General features: G+C 56.8%; 18 protein-coding genes, 3 tRNA genes and 1 pseudogene. 7 read left to right on the forward strand and 15 right to left on the reverse strand.

The genetic code is table 11. The features are described 5' to 3' along the window. Window positions 1–33 precede the first annotated feature (33 nt). The 4 genes and pseudogenes from ACK6D9_RS14230 to ACK6D9_RS14245 all read right to left on the reverse strand — a co-directional run. Window positions 34–2,274 carry a PAS domain S-box protein gene (locus ACK6D9_RS14230; RefSeq protein WP_412049008.1) on the reverse strand — a complete coding sequence of 747 codons (2,241 nt, stop codon included), beginning with the start codon at window positions 2,272–2,274 and terminating at the stop codon, window positions 34–36. 20 nt (window positions 2,275–2,294) lie between these two features. Further along, window positions 2,295–2,726, reverse strand: coding sequence for a hypothetical protein (locus ACK6D9_RS14235; RefSeq protein ID WP_322989842.1), 432 nt, complete (start codon window positions 2,724–2,726; stop codon window positions 2,295–2,297). A 19-nt stretch (window positions 2,727–2,745) separates the two neighbouring features. Next, on the reverse strand, window positions 2,746–3,372 hold the full coding sequence (locus ACK6D9_RS14240) for a response regulator transcription factor (RefSeq protein ID WP_412049009.1): 627 nt from the start codon (window positions 3,370–3,372) through the stop codon (window positions 2,746–2,748). Between the two features lie 216 nt (window positions 3,373–3,588). Further along, a pseudogene (locus ACK6D9_RS14245) lies at window positions 3,589–3,807 on the reverse strand (IS3 family transposase); the annotation flags it as partial. 737 nt (window positions 3,808–4,544) lie between these two features. Here ACK6D9_RS14245 and ACK6D9_RS14250 point away from each other — a divergent pair. From ACK6D9_RS14250 to ACK6D9_RS14260, 3 genes are all read left to right on the forward strand, one after another. Continuing rightward, the gene (locus ACK6D9_RS14250; protein ID WP_412049010.1) at window positions 4,545–4,871 is read left to right on the forward strand and encodes a hypothetical protein; all 327 of its coding nucleotides are present in this window, start codon (window positions 4,545–4,547) and stop codon (window positions 4,869–4,871) included. Window positions 4,872–4,978: 107 nt separating this feature from the next. After that, window positions 4,979–5,422 carry a hypothetical protein gene (locus tag ACK6D9_RS14255; RefSeq protein WP_412049011.1) on the forward strand — a complete coding sequence of 148 codons (444 nt, stop codon included), beginning with the start codon at window positions 4,979–4,981 and terminating at the stop codon, window positions 5,420–5,422. A 142-nt stretch (window positions 5,423–5,564) separates the two neighbouring features. After that, a protein-coding gene (locus ACK6D9_RS14260) for an IS5 family transposase (protein WP_412049012.1) occupies window positions 5,565–6,316 on the forward strand; the annotation gives its coding sequence in 2 pieces (ribosomal slippage) (window positions 5,565–5,898 and window positions 5,898–6,316; 753 coding nt in all). A 98-nt stretch (window positions 6,317–6,414) separates the two neighbouring features. On the opposite strand, the gene ACK6D9_RS14265 is transcribed toward ACK6D9_RS14260, so the two are convergent. Next, window positions 6,415–7,353, reverse strand: coding sequence for a hypothetical protein (locus ACK6D9_RS14265; protein ID WP_412049013.1), 939 nt, complete (start codon window positions 7,351–7,353; stop codon window positions 6,415–6,417). Between the two features lie 788 nt (window positions 7,354–8,141). Here ACK6D9_RS14265 and ACK6D9_RS14270 point away from each other — a divergent pair. Next, a complete protein-coding gene (locus ACK6D9_RS14270) occupies window positions 8,142–9,356 on the forward strand; it encodes an IS256 family transposase (RefSeq protein WP_412049014.1) in 1,215 nt (404 codons plus the stop codon). A 42-nt stretch (window positions 9,357–9,398) separates the two neighbouring features. Here ACK6D9_RS14270 and ACK6D9_RS14275 read toward each other — a convergent pair whose 3' ends face one another. The 6 genes from ACK6D9_RS14275 to ACK6D9_RS14300 all read right to left on the reverse strand — a co-directional run bounded on the left by ACK6D9_RS14275 (window position 9,399) and on the right by ACK6D9_RS14300 (window position 11,672). After that, the gene (locus ACK6D9_RS14275; RefSeq protein ID WP_412049015.1) at window positions 9,399–9,683 is read right to left on the reverse strand and encodes a hypothetical protein; all 285 of its coding nucleotides are present in this window, start codon (window positions 9,681–9,683) and stop codon (window positions 9,399–9,401) included. 265 nt (window positions 9,684–9,948) lie between these two features. Further along, window positions 9,949–10,025 (reverse strand) — tRNA-Arg (locus ACK6D9_RS14280). 43 nt (window positions 10,026–10,068) lie between these two features. Continuing rightward, window positions 10,069–10,374, reverse strand: coding sequence for an ETC complex I subunit (locus tag ACK6D9_RS14285; RefSeq protein WP_322989278.1), 306 nt, complete (start codon window positions 10,372–10,374; stop codon window positions 10,069–10,071). Between the two features lie 90 nt (window positions 10,375–10,464). Continuing rightward, window positions 10,465–10,541: transfer RNA gene (locus tag ACK6D9_RS14290), tRNA-Pro, on the reverse strand. Window positions 10,542–10,621: 80 nt separating this feature from the next. Further along, window positions 10,622–11,122: a DUF192 domain-containing protein gene (locus ACK6D9_RS14295; RefSeq protein WP_412049016.1), complete on the reverse strand. Its 501-nt coding sequence runs from the start codon at window positions 11,120–11,122 to the stop codon at window positions 10,622–10,624. Beyond that, window positions 11,097–11,672 carry a cold-shock protein gene (locus ACK6D9_RS14300; protein WP_322989280.1) on the reverse strand — a complete coding sequence of 192 codons (576 nt, stop codon included), beginning with the start codon at window positions 11,670–11,672 and terminating at the stop codon, window positions 11,097–11,099. Before ACK6D9_RS14300 ends, ACK6D9_RS14295 begins: the two co-directional genes overlap by 26 nt. A gap of 190 nt (window positions 11,673–11,862) precedes the next feature. On the opposite strand from ACK6D9_RS14300, the gene ACK6D9_RS14305 reads away from it, so the two are divergent. The 3 genes from ACK6D9_RS14305 to ACK6D9_RS14315 all read left to right on the forward strand — a co-directional run bounded on the left by ACK6D9_RS14305 (window position 11,863) and on the right by ACK6D9_RS14315 (window position 13,949). Then, complete coding sequence (locus tag ACK6D9_RS14305; RefSeq protein ID WP_412051818.1) at window positions 11,863–12,303, forward strand: VOC family protein; 441 nt, start codon at window positions 11,863–11,865, stop codon at window positions 12,301–12,303. A 272-nt stretch (window positions 12,304–12,575) separates the two neighbouring features. Then, window positions 12,576–13,727: a YcbK family protein gene (locus ACK6D9_RS14310; protein ID WP_412049017.1), complete on the forward strand. Its 1,152-nt coding sequence runs from the start codon at window positions 12,576–12,578 to the stop codon at window positions 13,725–13,727. A 147-nt stretch (window positions 13,728–13,874) separates the two neighbouring features. Continuing rightward, window positions 13,875–13,949, forward strand: a tRNA-Glu gene (locus tag ACK6D9_RS14315). Window positions 13,950–14,157: 208 nt separating this feature from the next. On the opposite strand, the gene recJ is transcribed toward ACK6D9_RS14315, so the two are convergent. From recJ to ACK6D9_RS14335, 4 genes are all read right to left on the reverse strand, one after another. Beyond that, window positions 14,158–15,957, reverse strand: coding sequence for a single-stranded-DNA-specific exonuclease RecJ (recJ, locus tag ACK6D9_RS14320; protein WP_412049018.1), 1,800 nt, complete (start codon window positions 15,955–15,957; stop codon window positions 14,158–14,160). Between the two features lie 179 nt (window positions 15,958–16,136). Continuing rightward, complete coding sequence (gene glpX, locus ACK6D9_RS14325) at window positions 16,137–17,123, reverse strand: class II fructose-bisphosphatase (protein ID WP_322989283.1); 987 nt, start codon at window positions 17,121–17,123, stop codon at window positions 16,137–16,139. Between the two features lie 192 nt (window positions 17,124–17,315). Continuing rightward, entirely contained in the window at window positions 17,316–18,638 is a 1,323-nt protein-coding gene (locus ACK6D9_RS14330) for a homoserine dehydrogenase (protein ID WP_322989284.1), read from the reverse strand. Window positions 18,639–18,727: 89 nt separating this feature from the next. Further along, a complete protein-coding gene (locus ACK6D9_RS14335) occupies window positions 18,728–19,945 on the reverse strand; it encodes an LL-diaminopimelate aminotransferase (protein ID WP_412049019.1) in 1,218 nt (405 codons plus the stop codon). Window positions 19,946–20,099 lie beyond the last annotated feature (154 nt).

Here is a 20,099-nt window from a genome sequence, read left to right on the forward strand (position 1 = left end):
CAAGGCAGCCCCCACAAGAGGCTCGCTTCAGGTCTACTCCACAGGCAGGCGGATGATGAAGCGAGCGCCGGTGTGACAGGAATGATCCAGCACAATGGTACCGCGGTGGCTTTCGGCGATACTGCGGCATAACGCTAACCCGATGCCGGCACCCGGATATTGGCTCTCGTCGCGGTGCAGCCGCTGAAAAACGCCAAATATGTTGTCCGCGTGGGCAGCAGCAATTCCGATACCGTTGTCTTCAACCGTAACCATCACATCAGCATCTGCAACCGCGACGCCAACCTGCACCTCGGGCCGCGTGGCGCAATCTGTGTATTTCAATGAGTTTGCAAACAGATTCTGAAACATCTGCGTCAAGAGGTCAGGATCTGCACAGACTTCAGCGTCGCCGCTGAAAGTCAGCCGCGCACCTGCTTCGATGACGTCGACACCAAGATTTTCCCATGCCTCGGCAATGGCCTTGGACAATATGAATTTTACCGGTTTGATGCTCTGATAGGCCAGTTGGGAATAGGTAAACAGGCTCGTTATCATCCGTTCCAGCGCCTCGGCACGATCGGATATGTGACCGGAGAAGTCGGCAAGATCATCAGTTTTTCCGGCGTTCACATCCTCAGCGATCATGTCCGCAAACACCCGAATGTGGCGCAGCGGCGCCTTCAGATCGTGCGCGACAATGCCGCCAAATTGTTCCAGTGCATCATTGCGCATTGCCAGTTCGCGCGACTGTGCAGCGATCTGCTCGCGCGCCATGCGGCTTTCGGTGACATCGCGCCCAACCGATACAAGTTCCTCCGGCACGCCACCCTTGAAGATCATCAGATTTGACCAGAGATACCAGCGCCGTTCGCCGGTATGACTGATCATCAACTGCTCCATGGTTCTGATCGGTTGCTCGGGTGAAAGGGCTTGCAGATGCGCCCGTATACTCGACCGGATCTCCATCGGGGGAAAGCGGAGGAATTGCTGCCCTACCAATTCTTGGGCACTCATTCCGATGAACCGGGCATAGTTCTCGTTGACATAGGTCAGCGTCGTGTCAGGTTTCGAACGGGTGATGAAATCGGGAAGATTGCGTACCAGGGTCTCGAACTCATGCTGCTTGCGTTCAAGTACGCGCTCGAACTCAAGCCGCTCGGAAATATCCTCTGCAAACGCCATGATCACCGGCTCGGGAACGTCATCCAGTCGCTCTAGCCGCATCCGGCACGCGTAAGTCGAACCATCCTTGCGCCGGTGCTCTGAATCGAAGAACAACAATTTGCAGGCGCCCGAGACCAAGGGCGCGACCCGTTCTGCGAATTGATCTTCTGACAGATCGGCATTGACGTCCGCCGGCGTGAGACCACGCATCTCCTCGTTGCTGTATTGCAGATTCTCGCGAGCTGATTTGTTGCAACTGATGAAATGGCCGTTTTCGATGCTGACCACATAGACTTCCTGAGCAACACTTTCCAGAATCAACCCGAGCCGCTCCGCTTCCGACTTGATCCGGCTGACCGCGCTGATGTCGGTTCTCAACCCGACGCGGAAGTTTTCCGGCGTGACCTGCTCGTCGATCTGGATCCAGCGGTCCCCGCTCACCCGCTGGACAATCGGCCCAGACGGCTTGCGGCACTTCTCAAGCCGTGCATTGAGCCAGGCCTCCTGCTCTTCCGGGGTTTCGCCCGCATCAGGGTACTGACCGCGCTCAAGTCCGTAACGTACAATCGATTCGAAGCTCCGCCCGATCTGCAATACCGGCGCCGATAATTTGTACATATCTCGGTAGGCATCGTTGCAGAGGAACAGTCGGTCCTCGGCATCAAAGATGACAAACCCTTCGGAAATCGCCGCCAGCGCCAGTTTCAGGGTCTTCTCGGCTTGCTGCTGTTCCACCTGGGCGGCCATGATGTCGGTCAGGTCTCGAATCAGGGCGACCACGCCCACGGGCTTCCCATCGGAACCAAATATTCTGTTCAATGTGAGTTTGGCCGGAAAAACGCTGCCATCCCGCCGGCGAAAATCCACCTGCCGATGCAACCGCATGGCCCCTGCGTCCAATGGATAAAAGGCGTCGCCGACATCGCGCAGCGTTTCCGGCGAAGCGTAGATCTGCTCCGCATTCATCCCGAGAAGAACGTCCTCGGAATAGCCGAACGCTGTCACGGCCGCAGCATTGGCAGCGACAATGGTCCGGTTCCGGTCGCCGATCAGCACCGGATCCGGCAGCGTCTCGTAGAGCGCCTTTAGAAGTTCGTCGGGAGAAAAGGGCGGCTGGTCACGAACCAAAAGCGTACCCCTCTCCCTGCCTACAAGAAATCTTCAGCACAAGTCTCGGACAGTTGGTCGCGGGTATATTCGGAAAGGATGAAGCTGATCGCTGCCCCGTCAATTTCGTCCTTGCCGATGCGGAAATCCACGCCATACTCGGGAAATTCGCGGAAATAGGCACCGCTGATGTCGGACGAAATGATTCCGATCGGCCCGACAAACCCGGCATGCCGCAGTTGTGGCGCAGTTTCCCGGAAATCGTTGTTTGGCGCCAACCGGTTATCGAGAAACACCAGATCAATCCCAGCGCGCTTGACCCGGTCCACGGCCGCGCTGATATTGCTTACATATTCAAGCCTGATCGACGCCCTGTCCATGCTCGCCAGCTTGCGCTTGAGGATGGTATGCTCAACCGGGTCGTCATCAACCAACAAGACGACAAGCTCGCTTTTTTCGGAATCGGCGTTCATCACTGCCCTCCTGTCAATTTCAGTTGATCAAGCCACTGCGCAACGCAAAAGCCACCATTTGCGCGCGGTTGACCACATGCAGCTTGCGCAAAATCGCGGCGATATAGGAATTCACCGTGTGTTCCGACAGGCCGAGAATGATGGCGATCTCCACCGAGGTCTTGCCCTCCGAAGTCCAGCGCACAATCTGGATTTCGCGGTCGTTCAGGCCGCTGATCGAATCGAGCGACAAGATTGCTTCGAAATAGCGCTGGAATACCACCGCCGCATCATGGGCGATGACCGCAAGCTGATCATGTCGTGGGCGCTGGGCATTTCCCAGCATCAGCAAGCCGAACCGTTTTCCAGCTGCTGTTTGCAGCGGAATGACGACCGCCGAATTCACGCGGCCCGATCTGCAAAGCGCCGAAGAACTGTCCTGTGCATCCATTGAGCACGCCACCGTGGATCCCCTCAGGTGCTCGACCATGGGGTCTTTGTGCTCAATTCCGCCACGCCCACCATCGATCCAGACATCGGGGATGTTGTGCAGTGAATACGGCAGATGCAGATCAAACGGGTCTTCTTCGCCCAGCACTTCGGCGAGCGCAAAATACTGGTAGTCATGACTTCCCGCCAGCACCTTGAACAAACGGAAAAAATCCATCCGATTCAAAGCACGTTCCAATTCGGGGCCAAGGTGGAATGCGGCTTCTGGCTTTAACATCGCGCCTCTTTCGAACTATAGGTGCCGAATCGAAGAATAAGGGCAAGGTGCCAATCTCTCACGAACCATGGATCAAACACAACAAGTGAACTTAAAGTCACCCTTCTGGACCGGCTAAAATTCTACTGAGCTTATAAATGGAACGCCACACTACCATCAATCCGGCAACTCGAACTCGATGGACCACAGCATCCGATTCCTGACATGCTTACGTGCAGGGCTGTAGAACATCTCGATCTAATCTAGCACATCACGCTTGGCCTCGACGCGCCCCTATAGGTTCGACATAGGTTCGACGCCGTATCCGGTCCCGTTTGAGCAGGTTGTAGAAGCCACCGCAACCGCATTGTCTTGGCAGTTTCCGCACCGGCTCATTCGTTGTCCGGCAAGCGATGCAGAGCATCGCTGAGCAGGGCGCAGCTCACGGTATTTACGGCGAATGAAGGTTTAGCGTCTGCAAGCACCGCGGTAGAGAAGCTGAAGCAAAATCACCACGCTTTGGAAAGAACTTCCAGAATCCATCAACGGTTCTTGGTTGGAAAATAACCACCGTCCCAGAAAAACAATTCGAACTCGCGTAAACACGGGTCCGAACATATCTGGCGATGAGGCTGATTTTCTTGGAGATTGTCCGAAGGTATGTGGCGACGGACAGAAATGTGCGTCGCCACATACGTGCGGACTCAGATTCATTGAATTTGCTAACGAATTTCCGTTGCCGAACCAGGTTAGATAGGACTCGTCGCCTCATATGTTCGGACTCAAGGGCTGAATCTCCTCATACCTTCGGACTCGGTATTTTAGCATGCCGCGGAATGCACATCGAATTTCCGCCACTCCTCGAACCGACACGTTCCGAAACTCTCATGAACTGGAACAGCCGAACACTTTCTCATCCGTCAGGCCAGTTATAACTTTTTTGCAGAAAAGTTATAACTGGCCTGACGGATGAGAGTTAGGGAGCCCGTCATAGCCAAAGTCAGGAGCTGATCAACCTACAGCGTTCTTGAACCTCCTCCTTATGGCGCTTAAGCGCAAAACGATTCGAAACATCAAAACCATGTGTTAATCTAGTGAGTCGTATACTTTGTAGACACCCGCATAGGTTGGCAATGACATTGCCAAATGCCGAGAAAACACAGGGGCCGATTTTGGCGGACGAAAAAGAACATCTGATCTACTTTATGGATGATTTCGGTACACGCACGATGTGTAAAGTAGGGATTGATCCCCCTTTGCCTCTCAATGAATTTAGTTTTGGCTTAGGTGGGATTATCGTTCCGTCAGAATTGGTTAGCGAGATTTCCGCCACTATATTGGCATTCTGTACGCGTTGGGCTGTCCCAGAACTTCATGGTAGTAAAATCCGGAGCGGCAAAGGGAAATTCGGGTTTCTGAAAAAGAATAAAGTCGCCCGAGACAAATTTTTTCTGAATTAGAAGCTATTATTATTGATACCCGAATAGTCGCGCATGCGTGCATAATATGTCGGCCAGGGTATCGAGACCGATACTTGGAAAAGCACCCTACCGCCTCCAGATGGCAAATGAGTCGTACAGCATTCGACATCTCAGTCGAACGAGCCGTAAAATATGCAAGGTCGCAAAACCGCCAACTTTCAGTGGTTTATGAGCGTTCAGGCAAGGTCGAAGATCGACTAATCGAAAACTATTTCCAAACGCTGATCGCCAATGGCACCGAGTTTGACACTCAGAATTCAAAGAAGCACGAGCCGCTATCGAAAAGCGAGCTTGCTGAGACCCTTTTGACAATTTGGCCTGACGGTAAGAATAATCCGATGCTCCAAATAGCTGACTTGTTGTTGTTTCCCTTGTGCAACCAACCAACAAAGCGGCCAGACAGAGCGTATAAAAAACTCTGCGAAGCTGAACAGCTGATTGACTGGAAACACGATGATCCGACCATCGCGGTCAAATATTCCTGCTACGATGGTACATATAAAGAATGGGTCCACCCCCAAAACACATAAGGGACCCGAAGGTCCCTTATGGCGGTCGGCGTAAAGCCTAACCCCGTGGCATTGCCATAACTAATACCTAGGGGCTGTTGACGTTCGGGATTCCCAAATCACCTGACTTCTGATTCAAGGTTGCAAACGGAGGAGAGCAACCTTGACCCGAAGAGTCCTATCCAATTCGCAATGGGCGATCATCGAACCATACTGCCTGGGTAAAACCACCGATCCCGGACAAACCGGACGTGACCCACGACTTTTCATGGAGGCAGTCCTCTGGATCGTCCGCACGGGCGCGCAATGGCGCGAATTGCCGGGTGAGTTTGGCAAATGGAATTCTGTATTCAAGCGGTTCCGCAGATGGGTCAAAGCGGATGCTTTCTATTGTATGTTCAAAGCATTAGCCTCAGACGCCGATCTGGAATACGCAATGATCGACGGTACTATCGTCAAGGTTCATCGCTCGGGTCAGGGCGCAAAAGGGGGACTCTCTGCCAGGCCATTGGACGCTCACGCGGCGGCATAACGACAAAGATACTGGCTCTGACGGATGCGCTCGGTAATCTCGTCGATTTCTGTCTGATGCCAGGGCAAGCTCATGATCTGCGCGAGACCGATGCGTTGATCAGCGGCTTGTCCGCCGGATATTTGCTGGCGGACAGGGCCTTTGACGCGGATTGGCTGCGCAATGGCCTGCTGGATCGCGGCATAACCCCGGTCATACCGCCAAAATCCAACCGGAGGTTCCCGGCAGAGTTCGACAAGGAAACCTACAAATGGCGGCATTTGATCGAAAACTACTTTGGCAAACTGAAGGAAAACAGAGGGATAGCAATGCGCTCTTGCAAAACCGACCAGAGTTTCAAAGCCTTCATCTCAATTGCCGCAACGCTCATTCACACACGGTAAACGTCAACAGCCCCTAGAGCATTCTTAGTTATTTTGCAAGGCAAATGGCCAATAAGCATTAATGAAATTTCCGCACATCTGTCCGAATCTCATCTTTCTTAGCGGCGGTTTTCAGGCTCTTTGCCGCGCAAAAAAAGCAATCTCCGAAACCCCACAGCCTTCGGGTCGAGCCGGCATGGCACCAATTCGCCCTCGACCACCATGCGCATCACCTCCCCCTGTGATTGCCTCGTTTGCTTCGCATATGAGAACAATGTGGTGGCGTCAATGTCGTCATCCTTGGCCGCAGCACATACCCGTTCAACAAGCATGACAACGTCTGACCGCAGATACCGAGTACCCTTAGAACCACGAACCAATCCAGTGTGCCCTTTGATCAGCCCTGCCCGCTCCAGAAAACGAAACTCGTGGGCTGGGACCCCTGTGATGACAATGGTTTCAGGGAGTGAGATCATTTCCGCAAGCTTATCACGCAACGCAATAACATCTTCATTGGAGAAGGAATGGGCATCCTTCCAGGGAGTATGGCCGATGCCAAGATGCTTGGCGAAGCGGCTGAGCGCCTTGGGTGCAACATCAAGTTTGGCCGCAGCCTCGACAAGGGTGAATTCCCTCCGTTCAATCTCGATATCCCGAAACCGTTTCCGACCGATACGACCAACTTCTGCGAATGCCTGCAACAATTGCCGCTCAATCCAAGGCCTTAGAGACCCAGCCTCGTTCGCAGACCTGCCATAGACGATGGAGCCGAGTGCGCCATACAACCCGCGCTGGCGTTCTTCGGCGGGAACGATTTCCAAAAGTCGTAAACGAAGTCGATCTCGCAGATCATCATCGGCAAGCATCAAAGCGTCAAAGCCGATTTGATGGGATTGGTCGTCTCCCGACAAAAACCGCCCCAAAAATTCGCAGGCATCAATCACATGGTGGAGAGGCACACCCTCCAAAGCCAAGGTATCGCGACCGAGCAACCGTCCTTCAATGAAAAGTTCAAGACGGGGTCCAATAGCCTCTACCTTGGCCCTGCTCCCTGCCACGAGACTACCGCCTTCTGGCCCGAGATCGAAAAACGGCCAATGCCACCGAATGACCTCTCCGCATTCGGTATTCGAAACCAAGGGTTCGAGGTGCCTTGGGCAAACCTCGTAGCAAACGAAATCCCACCAGACTCGGTGGTAGGCCCCTTCGGCAACGCAAGATCGGCACCAGCGACGAGTACTGAATGAAACCTGTTTCAGCCTCGCAGTCTCGGAACCGAAACGATAGAGGTTACCGTCCCTGATCGGGGTCCATCGCTCCAAGTCGATCAGAACTTGCGGTGGCAAAGGCAATTGCTTGGTGGCAGATCGATAACTTCGACAGCCAATACAACGGACTGGGCCATCTCATGATCCTCAATTTTTGTTGGTGCCCGCCATGTTTCGAGCGATGAAATGATCTGGATGACAACTGTATCCCAAAACTGTACAGGGCTAAGGGGAACGATTGTCATTGGCGCATCATCCCAACGACAATTGAGCCGGCTTTGCGCCGTTGACCTTTGAATTCAATTGGAGGCAGTTGTCGCCGCTTCAATGCTGGGGAACATTCTGGCTGTGGGTGTCACACACCGTCTTCAGAGGGCACAGATTCAGTCTGTTGCCAGGGGAGTCCGAACTCGTGTCGTGACGAACTATGATGACGTGCATCAATCCTGCATAGCCATGAAATCTGGGGCACCAGAAACGATCAATAGATCACCCAAAAGAGGACCCCGCTCACCGGGAGTGTCCGGTCTTCTGTGTAACTGCGCTTTGGTCCATGCTTCCTGAGAGGAGCAAGGACGATGACTATTTCCAAGGAACTGCTTGACGAACTTCTGAAGGGCTGCGAGCGGCCTGAAGATTTGCTTGGCGATGCCGGGCTGATGAAAGAGCTCAGGATCAAGCTCATGGAGCGGATGCTGGGTGCCGAGCTGACGGCGCATCTGGGCTATGAAGAGGGCAAGGACGCGCCGCCGGACCAGTCCAACCGGCGCAACGGCACATCCAGCAAGCGCCTGAAGAGCCAAGACGGCGAAGTGCCGATTGCCGTGCCGCGGGACCGGGATGGCAGTTTCGAGCCGGAGTTGGTGAAGAAGGGCCAGACCCGGATCGACGGGATGGATGAGAAGATCATTGGTCTCTACGCGGCAGGGCTGACGGTGCGAGACATCCGCGCCCATCTCGAAGATGTCTATGGCCTGCAGGTCTCGCCCGACCTGATTAGCCGCGTGACCGACGCCGTGTTGAACGAGGTTCGGGAATGGCAATCACGGGCGCTGGAGCGGATGTATCCCATCGTCATCTTCGACGCATTGCGGGTCAAAATCCGTGACGCTGATAGCCGTATGGTCAAGAACAAAGCCGTCTACATAGCCCTGGGCGTCTCACGCGACGGTGTGCGTGAGGTGTTGGGCCTGTGGATCGCTGACAATGAAGGGGCCAAGTTTTGGCTGTCGGTGATGACCGAACTGAAAAACCGGGGTGTGCAGGACATTCTGATCGCTGTTGTGGACGGGCTCAAGGGCTTTCCTGAGGCTATTACCGCAGCCTTTCCGGAAGCTACGGTGCAGACCTGCATCGTGCATTTGGTGCGCCATTCCCTGAACTTTTGCAGTTGGAAGGACCGCAAGATCGTGGCCGTTGATCTGCGCCGGATTTACAGCGCTGCGACCGCCGACCAAGCGGCGGCCGAGTTGGACGCGTTCGAGGGGAAATGGGCCGGAAAATACGCTTCCATAGCCCCGGCCTGGCGGAGGGCCTGGGCCGAAGTGATCCCGTTCTTCGCCTTCGATCCGGCGATCCGCAAGATCATTTATACAACGAATGCCATCGAAAGCCTGAACCGCGTGATCCGAAAATCAATCAAGACGCGCGGATCATTCCCGACCGAAGAAGCCGCCACAAAACTGATCTATCTGGCCATCCGCAACTTTGAGAAAGGCGGCAGAAATGTCCGCGAATGGTTTGCTGCCCGCAATCAATTCGCTATCATGTTCGACGAGCGCTTCAATGCGTGACCATATCTGAAACCCGCATGGGCCGGGCCAGATACACAGAGTTTATGACACTCCCCGCTCACCCAGTTCACGGTTGATGGCAGCTGCAATTGAAGTGCTATTGATTGCCAGTCCCTTCAACATAGCCGTCTCGTTGCAGTAGACAACCGTTGCCTGTTCAACCGCTTCACCTCCCCACGTCGCGTCGAACTCCATCTTGAATGAAGTTCCTACCTCAGCGAACAGGCCGCCCACGGTTCGCTGAATGAATTTAGAATTTGGCCATTCATCGATTTCAGTTGTTTCGATCTTCCCGTTGGCAAACGCGATTACACAGACATTAGGCATTGAGGTCTCGCTTATTGGTTGTTCGGTCGTCTGCTAGCACAGCTGACTCACCGAACAATTAAAGCTCATGCTGACAGCATGACGAATCGGTAGGCTCATCAAGGAAGCGCACACCACAAGCATCCAGCAAGCCTCTAGGACCGGTTGCAGCCCTATACGGTACCCATACCTTTTCGATCCAAAGGACATTTGAGTCCGAAGGTATGTGGCGATGAGTCCGATTTTCTTGGAGATTGTCCGAAGGTATGTGGCGACGGACAAGAAATGGCGACCCCTGCAGGATTCGAACCTGCGACCGTCGGCTTAGAAGGCCGGTGCTCTATCCAGCTGAGCTAAGGGGCCGAGAGCGCCCGGATGTGCCGTATTGCGGCAGACCCGGCCGGTATCAATGGGTCCAGGGTTGGCGGCGATCAAACTTGAAATTGTCGGAGTAGACAATTCGGCGCCGTGTGCTTTCCTTGGGCTCGATCACCCGGAAGGCAATGCCGTTGCGCATCGCATACCCAACCGCCTCTTCCCGCGTCTCGAAGCTCATGCGGATCTGGCTTTTCATGTCACGCGAGGACGTATAGCCCATCAACGGATCGATCGAGCGCGGAATCTCCTGATCAAATTCAAGGACCCAATGATGGGTGTTGGCTTTGCCCGACTGCATGGCCGTTTTGGCGGGGCGATAAATCTTCGCGCTCAAATCCAACTCCCTATTCATGACGGCAACCGCCTGAACAGGCGAGTCGCGGCGCCTCACAATGGGCGCACCGATCGCCGGACGCCTAAAAAATGGTCGGAGCGGCAGGATTCGAACCTGCGACCCTCTGGTCCCAAACCAGATGCGCTACCAGGCTGCGCTACGCTCCGATGCCTAAGGCGTGGTCCGGATACACCGGAATGGGCTGGCCCGCAACTCTAAAACTCCGTTGTCGGACAAAACCGCTCAATCAGTTGCCGATAACCCGGTGCCGGACCTTGTCGCCGATTGAAATACCATCTTGTTCAGCCGTACCCGCGTTCAGTTCGAGCACATATTTCACCGGTCCCGGTGACGGAATGATCGCTTCAGAAAACGGTACCGTATCGGCTGCAATGCCCGCCACGGTGCCCTGATCGTCGAGAAACAGCATATCCAGCGACAAAGGCGTGTTCTTCATCCACATCAGCACCTGTCGGCTTTGCTCAAAGCGAAACAGCATGCCGTGGTCGGACGGCATGCTTTCCCGGTTCATCAGGCCGGTTGATCGGTCTGCCGGGGACAGCGCCAGTTCCACGGAAAACGCGACCGTGCCTGAACTTGTTTCGATGACGATCTTTTCCGAATCAATTGGCAGCGCCAGCGCTACTGTCGCCGCACCGACTGCCAGCATCAGGCAGGCACAAAACACCCTGACAGTCCGGACTGCCGTTCCAAACAGCACCTCAGTGGGCCTTGGGAAGCGGTGCATCGATATCAGGATGTATTTCGGCGGCCATCAGGCCTTTTTCGCCATCGCCGAATCGAACCAGAACGACTTGCCCCGGTCGCAATTCAGTCAACCCGTAGCGCCTCAGGGTCTCCATATGGATAAAGATATCCTCGGTCCCCTCGCCCCGCGTCAGGAATCCGAACCCCTTGGTTCGATTGAACCACTTGACGATCGCCCGCTCGAGCCCGCTCGACGCAGTGACCTGAACATGGGTGCGCACCGGCGGCATCTGCGAAGGATGAATGGCGGTGGAGGTATCCATGGAAATGATGCGGAAAGCCTGGTAACCGCGCTCACCCTTCTGGATCTCGCAGACGATGCGGGTGCCCTCCAGAACGGTCTGGTAGCCGTCGCGCCGCAGGCAGGTCACATGCAGCAGCACATCTTCCATGCCATTGTCGGGGACGATGAAACCAAAGCCCTTGGCGACATCGAACCACTTGATGACACCGGTGATCTCAATAAGGTCCACAGGATCAGCATATGCCTCTGCATCAACCTCGGTCTTCTCTGAGGACCGTTCCCCCATCCGAATGCCTCTCCGATACGCGCCACATGACAATTGAAGTGATTCTGTTGCAAAACATTAACATTGTATTGAGCTGGCTGTGCAAGCCCCGCTTGAAAAACTAGTTGATCCTTCCACGTCTATCTGTTTCCATTGCCTTGAATATAAACCTATCTCTCGTTCTGCCAATCAAGAATCATGGGATTTGCCAATGCGTTTTCTGCACACGATGGTCCGCGTTTCCGATGTCGACGCATCGCTTGATTTTTACTGCAACAAGCTCGGCCTGGTGGAAATCCGCCGCACCGAGAACGAAGCCGGTCGATTCACGTTGATTTTTCTTGCCGCTCCAGAAGACAAGGAGAGCGCTGAAGCCAACGATGCGCCGATGATAGAGCTGACCCATAACTGGGACCCGGAAGAGTATTCCGGCGGGCGAAATTTCGGCCACCTCGCCTATGTGGTCGACAATATCTACGAGCTTTGCCAGTCATTGATGGACAACGGAGTGACCATTAACCGGCCGCCGCGCGACGGCCGTATGGCGTTTGTTCGCTCGCCTGACGGCATCTCCATCGAACTGCTGCAAAAGGGCGAATCATTGGCACCGGCCGAACCGTGGTTATCGATGAAGAACACCGGTTTCTGGTAAATACTGTATCCAGGGAGCAGCTAACCGGTGCGCACATCATGATTTTCAACGAAAATGTCCGATCACAAGGCTCGCGCAACAATAGCGAGCCATGTTACCGGAATTGTCATGGTTTGGCCGCATTTGCGACGCATCGCACCCGTGTGGCGATGACCGTCTTTTGTGTTGTCCGGACCAAGGGATTTGTCCGGCGACACGATACCGCATCTGACTGATGAACCATCCAAGGCCTACGGGTCTGTCAATTGCAAACGATCCGGGGACCGCAGAGATTGCATAGGGGCAACAAATCATCAGCCGAATACCGCCTGTCCGCGCGTGCCTGGCTACTAGCGGGCGCTGCCATTGCCCTGAGTGGATGCGTATCGGTCAATGATGATCCGTCCATGTATGCGAGCCAGGGCTTTGCACCTGGCGCGCCCAACATGGCCAATGCAGCCTCATCCGACACCTCTAGCGACAGCTTGATCGTTGCAGCCCTGGAATCGGCCTCCGACGCGCCGGTTCCCGTCCCCTCGCCCGCAACCAATTCGGAAACTGCGTCCTTACCCGCGGCTGAAGCCACCGACAGTGAGACAATCCAGTCGCTGGTTCAGGCAGACACTGCAGTCGACGCACTCAATCGCGGAATCACTCAGGCCCAGCCGGCTCAACCGGTGGCCAATCTTTACAGTGCGCCCCCTGCTCCTGCTCCTGCCCCGGTGGAAGTGGTCGCGGCACCCGCACCGGCGGAACCAGCAGCTGTGGCGAGCGCCGCTCCTCAGGTTGAAGAACAGCCCGCAGCGCCCCCGATTCAGGAATTGGCGGTGGTAGCGCCGCCGAAAAAGAAAACCTTCTTTTCGCGTCTTTTTGGTGCTCAGGCCAAGAATACCAACAAGACTTCGCGCGCCACCAAGCAGCGGGTAACCTCATCCAGGGCAAACACGGCCAGTATGGCTTCGGCCGGCGGAGATGCCCTGCCGGGCGTACGCCTCGCAGGACTGCTGGGTGGGTCATCCAGTGACGATGCAAGAAGCAACGATTCGGGCAACATACAGTTGGCCTCGGCAGCTGGCCTCGCCCGTCTCGCGCCCAACGGTCTGCATTTGCAGACCGAAAAGGTGAAGGTCGATTGCTTCTCGCCAAAACTAGTCGGCGTTCTGCGCACCGTCGAACGCAAATACGGCCGTCCGGTCGTGGTAACCTCGGGCTACCGCAGCCCGAAACACAATCGCCGCGTTGGCGGCGCATCCGGATCGCGCCACACCACCTGCGAAGCCGCCGACATCCAGGTCGAGGGCGTTTCCAAATGGCAGCTGGCTAAATACCTCCGCTCGATGCCGGATCGTGGCGGCGTCGGCACCTACTGCTACACAGAATCGGTGCACATCGATATAGGCAACACGCGCGACTGGAACTGGCGTTGCCGCCGGCGCAAAAAGTAGAATTCGAGAGCGCTTATTTCCGGGTTATCACCACGGCGAAATGCCGGAGAGCAAACCCAAGAAGTTTCAGAGGATTTTTTTTACAAAGACATCAATTATCCGCTTGCGGTCCGAAAGCGGGCTGACTATAAGACGGCCACATCGTACGCGCCCTTCGTCTATCGGTTAGGACGCCAGATTTTCATTCTGGAAAGAGGGGTTCGACTCCCCTAGGGCGTACCACGGTTTTCAAGCACTTCGCTTGGTATCCTCATCTAAAATCTGAAGTTCATACAGCCCCATCTGGGCTGGCGATCCAGACCCGCCGAGCTGTCAGCGGCACGCTTGGCGCATGCCACCTGCGAAGCCAAAAATATCCGCAAGCATGACAACCGCAACACATCATTGAGCCATTTTACGCCACGCCACAATCGGCTGGTCGACTTTTGACCTATCGCGCGTGCACCGCGTCGATCACCCGTATCTGGACCCGTCGCGCACCTTGCCAGTGGTCAACCGCAATTGTCCCTGCCACATGGAATGCGAGACCGCGACCGCCCAGCAGCGCCCGCCCCATGTCCGTGTCGGCTGCGCGGAAAGCAATGCCGTTGAGCTTGCCCCCGTCAGGGCCAGTCAGCGTCAGTTTGACGTGATTCTGGCCCACCACCCGGGCATCTGTGAGGACATGAGAAGGAACCGCAAATATCGGCTGGGAATGACCCGCGCCATAGGGACCGGCACGCTCGATCATGTCGACCAGATCCACCGTCACGCCCGATGCAGCCACCGCACCGTCAATCCTGAGCCGATGTGACGCCGAGAGCCCGGCAACGGTTTCCGCCGCCTGTTCCTCGAAATAGGCGCGCAATTCGCCCAGGCGCTTTTCCTCAACCGTCAGACCGGCCGCCATCGCATGGCCGCCGCCCTTGAGCAGCAGGCCTGTTTCGACCGCCTTGCGCACCAGCCGACCGATATCGAGCCCCGGCACCGAACGCCCCGAGCCAGTGCCCTTGCCGTTGCCGTCAAAGGCAATCGCAAACGCCGGGCGGCGATAACGTTCCTTGAGCCTTGAAGCGAGCAGACCGACAACTCCGGGATGCCAGCCCTGACGCGCGGTAACGATCACCGACGGCCCGTCGCCGCTTGCCATCTCCATCGCGGCCTCGGCATCGGCCTCGGCCAGCATTGCCGCCTCGATGGCCTGGCGCTCACGGTTGAGTTCCTCAAGCCGCTCGGCGATTGCCTCAGCTTCGACCGGATCGGTAAGCGCCAGCAGACGGCTGCCAAGCGCGGCATCGCCAATGCGGCCGCCGGCATTGATGCGCGGTCCGATCAGATAGCCCAGATGATAGGGCGCAATCGGGCCATTGACTCCGGCGCGTTGCGCCAGCGCCGCCAGACCGACATTGCCCATGCCGCGCGCCACCAGCATCCCCTTGACCACAATGGCCCGGTTGAGCCCCTTGAGCGGCACCACGTCACACACGGTGGCAAGTGCGACAAGATCCAGACAGCCCATCAGATCGAAGCCAGCGGCACGGGGGTCATTTCGCTGGCGCAACAGCCGCAGCGTGCCCACCAGCACCATGAACACCACCCCACAGGCGCACAGATGCCCAAGTCCGGAGAGATCGTCTTCGCGGTTGGGATTGACCAGCGCATGCGCTACCGGCAGCTCACTGGGCATCTGGTGGTGATCGATCACCACCACGTCGACACCACGGCTGGCAGCTTCCTGCAGAGCCTCGTGACTGGTCGAACCGCAATCAACGGTGACGAGCAGTCCGGCCCCGCGATCAATCAGTTCTCCGATTGCCGCGGGATTGGGTCCGTAGCCTTCGAAAATCCGGTCCGGGATATAAACTTCGCTGATCACGCCGAAATGGTTCAGGAACCGCTGCATAAGCGCCGAGGAGGCGGCACCGTCCACATCGTAATCGCCAAATACGGCCACCCGCTCTTTACGGGCAATCGCATCGGCCAGTCGTTCGGCGGCTTTGTCGCAATCGGCAAGGCGCGACGGGTCGGGCATCAATGTCTTGATGGTCGGGTCGAGAAACGCCAGCGCATCGCCCATGGCCACGCCCCGGCCCGCCAGTACCCGTGCCACCACATCGGGCAGCCCGGTCGTCTGGGCGATCGAGATCGCCTTGTTCTCCCCGGCCTGGTCCAGCCGCGCGACCCACTTCTGGCCGGAAAGCGATTGCTCAACACCCAGGAATGCCCGATCCGATCCGCCGCTTGCTGTCATTGCCAACTCAATCCGTCATCATCCGGCTCCAAACCTAACGCCCTGCGCGACAGCACGCTGCTGCAGGGCTGACTGGAGCACTGTCCAATCAGCTCATAACGCATTCGACCTTGCACAGCAAAACGCGCAGAGGCATTGCTCTCCGCGCGTTCAGATACGTAGCATCATTGCGATGATTTTCAGTCGAACTTGGCAAGATCCTGATGCCGTGCCTTGATCTCACGCACCGTGCGCGAGGACGAGCGCATGACAATGGTGTGGGTGATGATCGCGTCGCGGGTAAAGCGCACGCCATGAAGCAGATTGCCGTCGGTGACACCGGTTGCGGCAAACAGCACATCGCCGCGGGCCATTTCTTCCATCGTGTAGATCTTTTTGGGATCGGAAATTCCCATCTTGGCCGCGCGAGCCACCTTTTCATCGGTGTTGAGCTGCAGCCGTCCCTGCATCTGTCCGCCGATGCATCTCAGCGCGGCTGCTGCCAGCACGCCTTCGGGCGCACCGCCGATGCCGATATAGATGTCGATCCCGGTTTCATCCGGGTCGGTGGTGTGGATTACGCCGGCCACATCGCCATCACCGATCAGGCGGATCGCCGCCCCGGTGGCGCGCACTTCTTCGATCAGCCGCGCGTGCCGCGGCCGGTCAAGAATGCAGGCCGTCACCTGGTTTACGGCAACGCCCTTGGCGCGGGCCACAGCGTGGATGTTGTCGGTCGCACTCGCATCAAGCGCCACCGTATTGGCCGGGTAACCCGGGCCGATGGCAATCTTGTCCATATAGACGTCAGGCGCGTAGAGCAGGCTGCCCTTTTCCGCGATCGCGATTACCGCCAGCGAGTTCGGCAGGTTCTTGGCGCAGATGGTCGTGCCTTCCAGCGGATCGAGCGCGATGTCGACCTTGGCGCCTTCGCGGTTACCAACTTCTTCGCCAATATAGAGCATCGGCGCTTCGTCGCGCTCACCTTCGCCGATCACCACCACGCCGTCGATCGGCAAGCGGTTAAGCTCCGAACGCATCGCGTCGACGGCGACCTGGTCAGCGGCCATCTCGTCGCCACGGCCACGCAACCGCGCTGCGGCAACGGCGGCGCGCTCGGTTACCCGTGCGATTTCGAGCGTCAGGATACGGTCCAGACCGCTTGATTGTGTGTGCGTGTCCGCCATTGCGCTTGTCTCCCGGCTGTGTCGAATGGCCGCTCATAGCGCTTTCAAAGCCAGCAAAGCAATGTGAAACTCACATTAAAGCCTTTGTTTTCGCTGGTTTTTGAACGGACCCAAAACTAAATCGATTAAGCCCGGTATTTTTACCGCGACTTTTCAAAGGTCATCGCAAAGGAATGGAATGCTTTGCCAGCATCAGCTCTCGCGTGTGCGCTCGATACGGATCACCTGCGGTTCTCCCGTCAGATAGCCTTCGGCCTTGATTCCGTCCACCGCCGCCCGCACCTTGGATTCGTTGGTGGCGTGGGTGACCAGAATGACGGTCTGCGGATTGGCTTCACCGCTACCCGGGCGAGCCCGCTGGACGATCGATTCAAGGGAAATATCGTTCTCAGCCATCTGCGTGGCAATCGAGGCGAATACACCCGCCCGGTCTTCGACCTTGAGCGAGATGAAGTAGCCGCCTTCATGGCTTTGTATCTGCGCTCGACGATAGGGTTCGAGTTTGGCCACGGGACGCCCAAGTGCCGGCGCGTGCTGGTGACCTGGCCGGCTCTTGGCAATGTCGGCGATATCGCCCAGCACCGCCGATGCGGTGGCGTCACCACCCGCGCCAGGTCCCGACAGCATCAATTCGCCAAGAATATCGGCTTCAATCGTCACGGCATTGGTGACACCCTCAACCTGGGCAATCATCGATCCCTTGGGAACCATGGTCGGGTGCACCCGTTGCTCTATGCCCGTGGCAGTGCGCAAAGCGACGCCCAGCAGCTTGATGCGATACCCCAGTTCATCGGCAGCATGGATGTCATCAATGGAGATGTTGGTTATCCCCTCGATATAGACCTCATCCGCGGCGATCTGTGTCCCGAAAGCCAGGCTGGTCAGGATCGACAGCTTGTGGGCGGTGTCGTTGCCTTCAATGTCAAATGCCGGATCGGCCTCGGCGTAGCCGAGCCTTTGCGCTTCCGCCAGGCATTCGGAAAATCCCATATTGTCGCGCTGCATCCGGGTAAGGATATAATTGCAGGTGCCGTTGAGAATTCCGTAAATCCGCTGGATCGAATTTCCGGTGAGCGATTCGCGCATCGCCTTGATCACCGGAATACCACCAGCCACTGCCGCCTCGAAGTTAAGCAGCACGCCATTGTTTTCGGCCAGTCCGGCCAGCGCCACACCGTGCTTAGCAAGCAGCGCCTTGTTGGCGGTAACCACGTGCCGGCCCCGATCAAGCGCCGCAGCAACCGCCGCGTGGGCCGGATCGCCATCGCCACCGATCAGTTCGACAAAGACATCGATATCGGCTTCCCGCGCCATTGTCACAGGATCATCAAACCAGGCGACACCGTCGAGATTGATCCCCCGGTCGCGGCTGCGGTCACGCGCGCTCACGGCGCTGATGCGGATTTCACGGCCGCAGATATCGGTCAGCAGATTGTGCCGGGTGGTGATCGCACCAAACAGCGCGGCGCCGACAGTACCCAGCCCTGCAATGCCGATTTTCAAGGCATCAGTCATATCAATTGTCCACCTGTGTGAAAGCTCCGCCGGCGATTGCAGCGAACCTTAGAATTTCAAGGGCGGTTTAACGAGGCACGTGCGGGCGGTCAACGCCGGGCAGTCATCGGCACCACATTGTCGCCGCCGCCAGTGGCGCTCGACAAGAACCGCTTGATGTTGCGCGCTGCCTGCCGGATCCGGTGCTCATTCTCCACCAGCGCGATACGCACATGCTCGTCGCCATACTCTCCGAAGCCGATCCCCGGAGCGACCGCAACATCAGCCTTCTCGATCAACAGCTTGGAAAATTCCAATGACCCCATATGCTTGAACGGTTCGGGGATCGGTGCCCAGGCAAACATTGTCGCTGGCGGCGGCGGCACGTCCCAGCCGGCCTTGCCGAAACTTTCAACCAGCACATCGCGCCGACGCTTGTAGATCGAGCGGACTTCCTTGATGTCGGCACCATCTCCGTTGAGCGCCGCGGTCGCCGCCACCTGGATCGGCGTGAAGGCACCGTAATCAAGATAGGATTTGACCCGCGTCAGCGCCGAAATCAGCCGCTCGTTGCCAACGGCAAACCCCATCCTCCAGCCAGGCATCGAAAAGGTCTTCGACATCGAGGTGAACTCGACGCAAATATCCATCGCACCGGGCACCTGCAGCACCGAAGGCGGCGGGTTGCCGTCAAAATAGATTTCCGAATAGGCAAGATCCGAAAGCACGATGATGTCGTGCTTTTTGGCAAATGCGATGACTTCCTTGTAGAAATCGAGCGTCGCCACATAGCTGGTCGGGTTGGAAGGATAATTCAGGATCAGCGCCAGCGGCTTGGGGATCGAATGCCGGACCGAGCGTTCCAGCGGACCAAAAAAGCTGTCATCAGGCGCCACATCAAGCGAGCGGATCACGCCGCCGGACATGATGAAGCCGAAGGCATGGATCGGATAGGTCGGGTTCGGACACAGGATCACATCGCCCGGCGCGGTGATCGCCTGCGCCATGTTTGCGAACCCCTCTTTCGAGCCAAGCGTGGCGACAACCTGGGTTTCCGGATCGAGTTTGACGCCGAACCGCCGCTCATAATAGCCCGCCTGGGCACGCCTGAGACCGGGAATGCCGCGCGAAGTCGAATAACGATGGGTGCGAGGGTCCTGAACGGCTTCGCACAGTTTGTCGACAATGGCCTTCGGGGTTGGAAGATCGGGGTTGCCCATCCCCAGATCAATGATATCCGCGCCCCCCGCCCGCGCCGAGGCCTTGAGGCGATTGACCTCTTCGAACACGTAGGGCGGAAGTCTGCGGACTTTGTGAAATTCTTCCATGGAATTCCCCGGAGATGACGGTTGTTGGCGATAATTTATGTTTGGGGTTTGCGGCCAAACCGGGTCAAACGCAAGATCTGGTGGTGAAGTTTATTTGCCCGCAGACGTCCCTCACGCCGTCCTTACACGGCCCACGGGAACGACCAGATGCCGG

The organism is Hoeflea sp. Naph1, assembly GCF_046837775.1.
Lineage (GTDB): Bacteria > Pseudomonadota > Alphaproteobacteria > Rhizobiales > Rhizobiaceae > Hoeflea.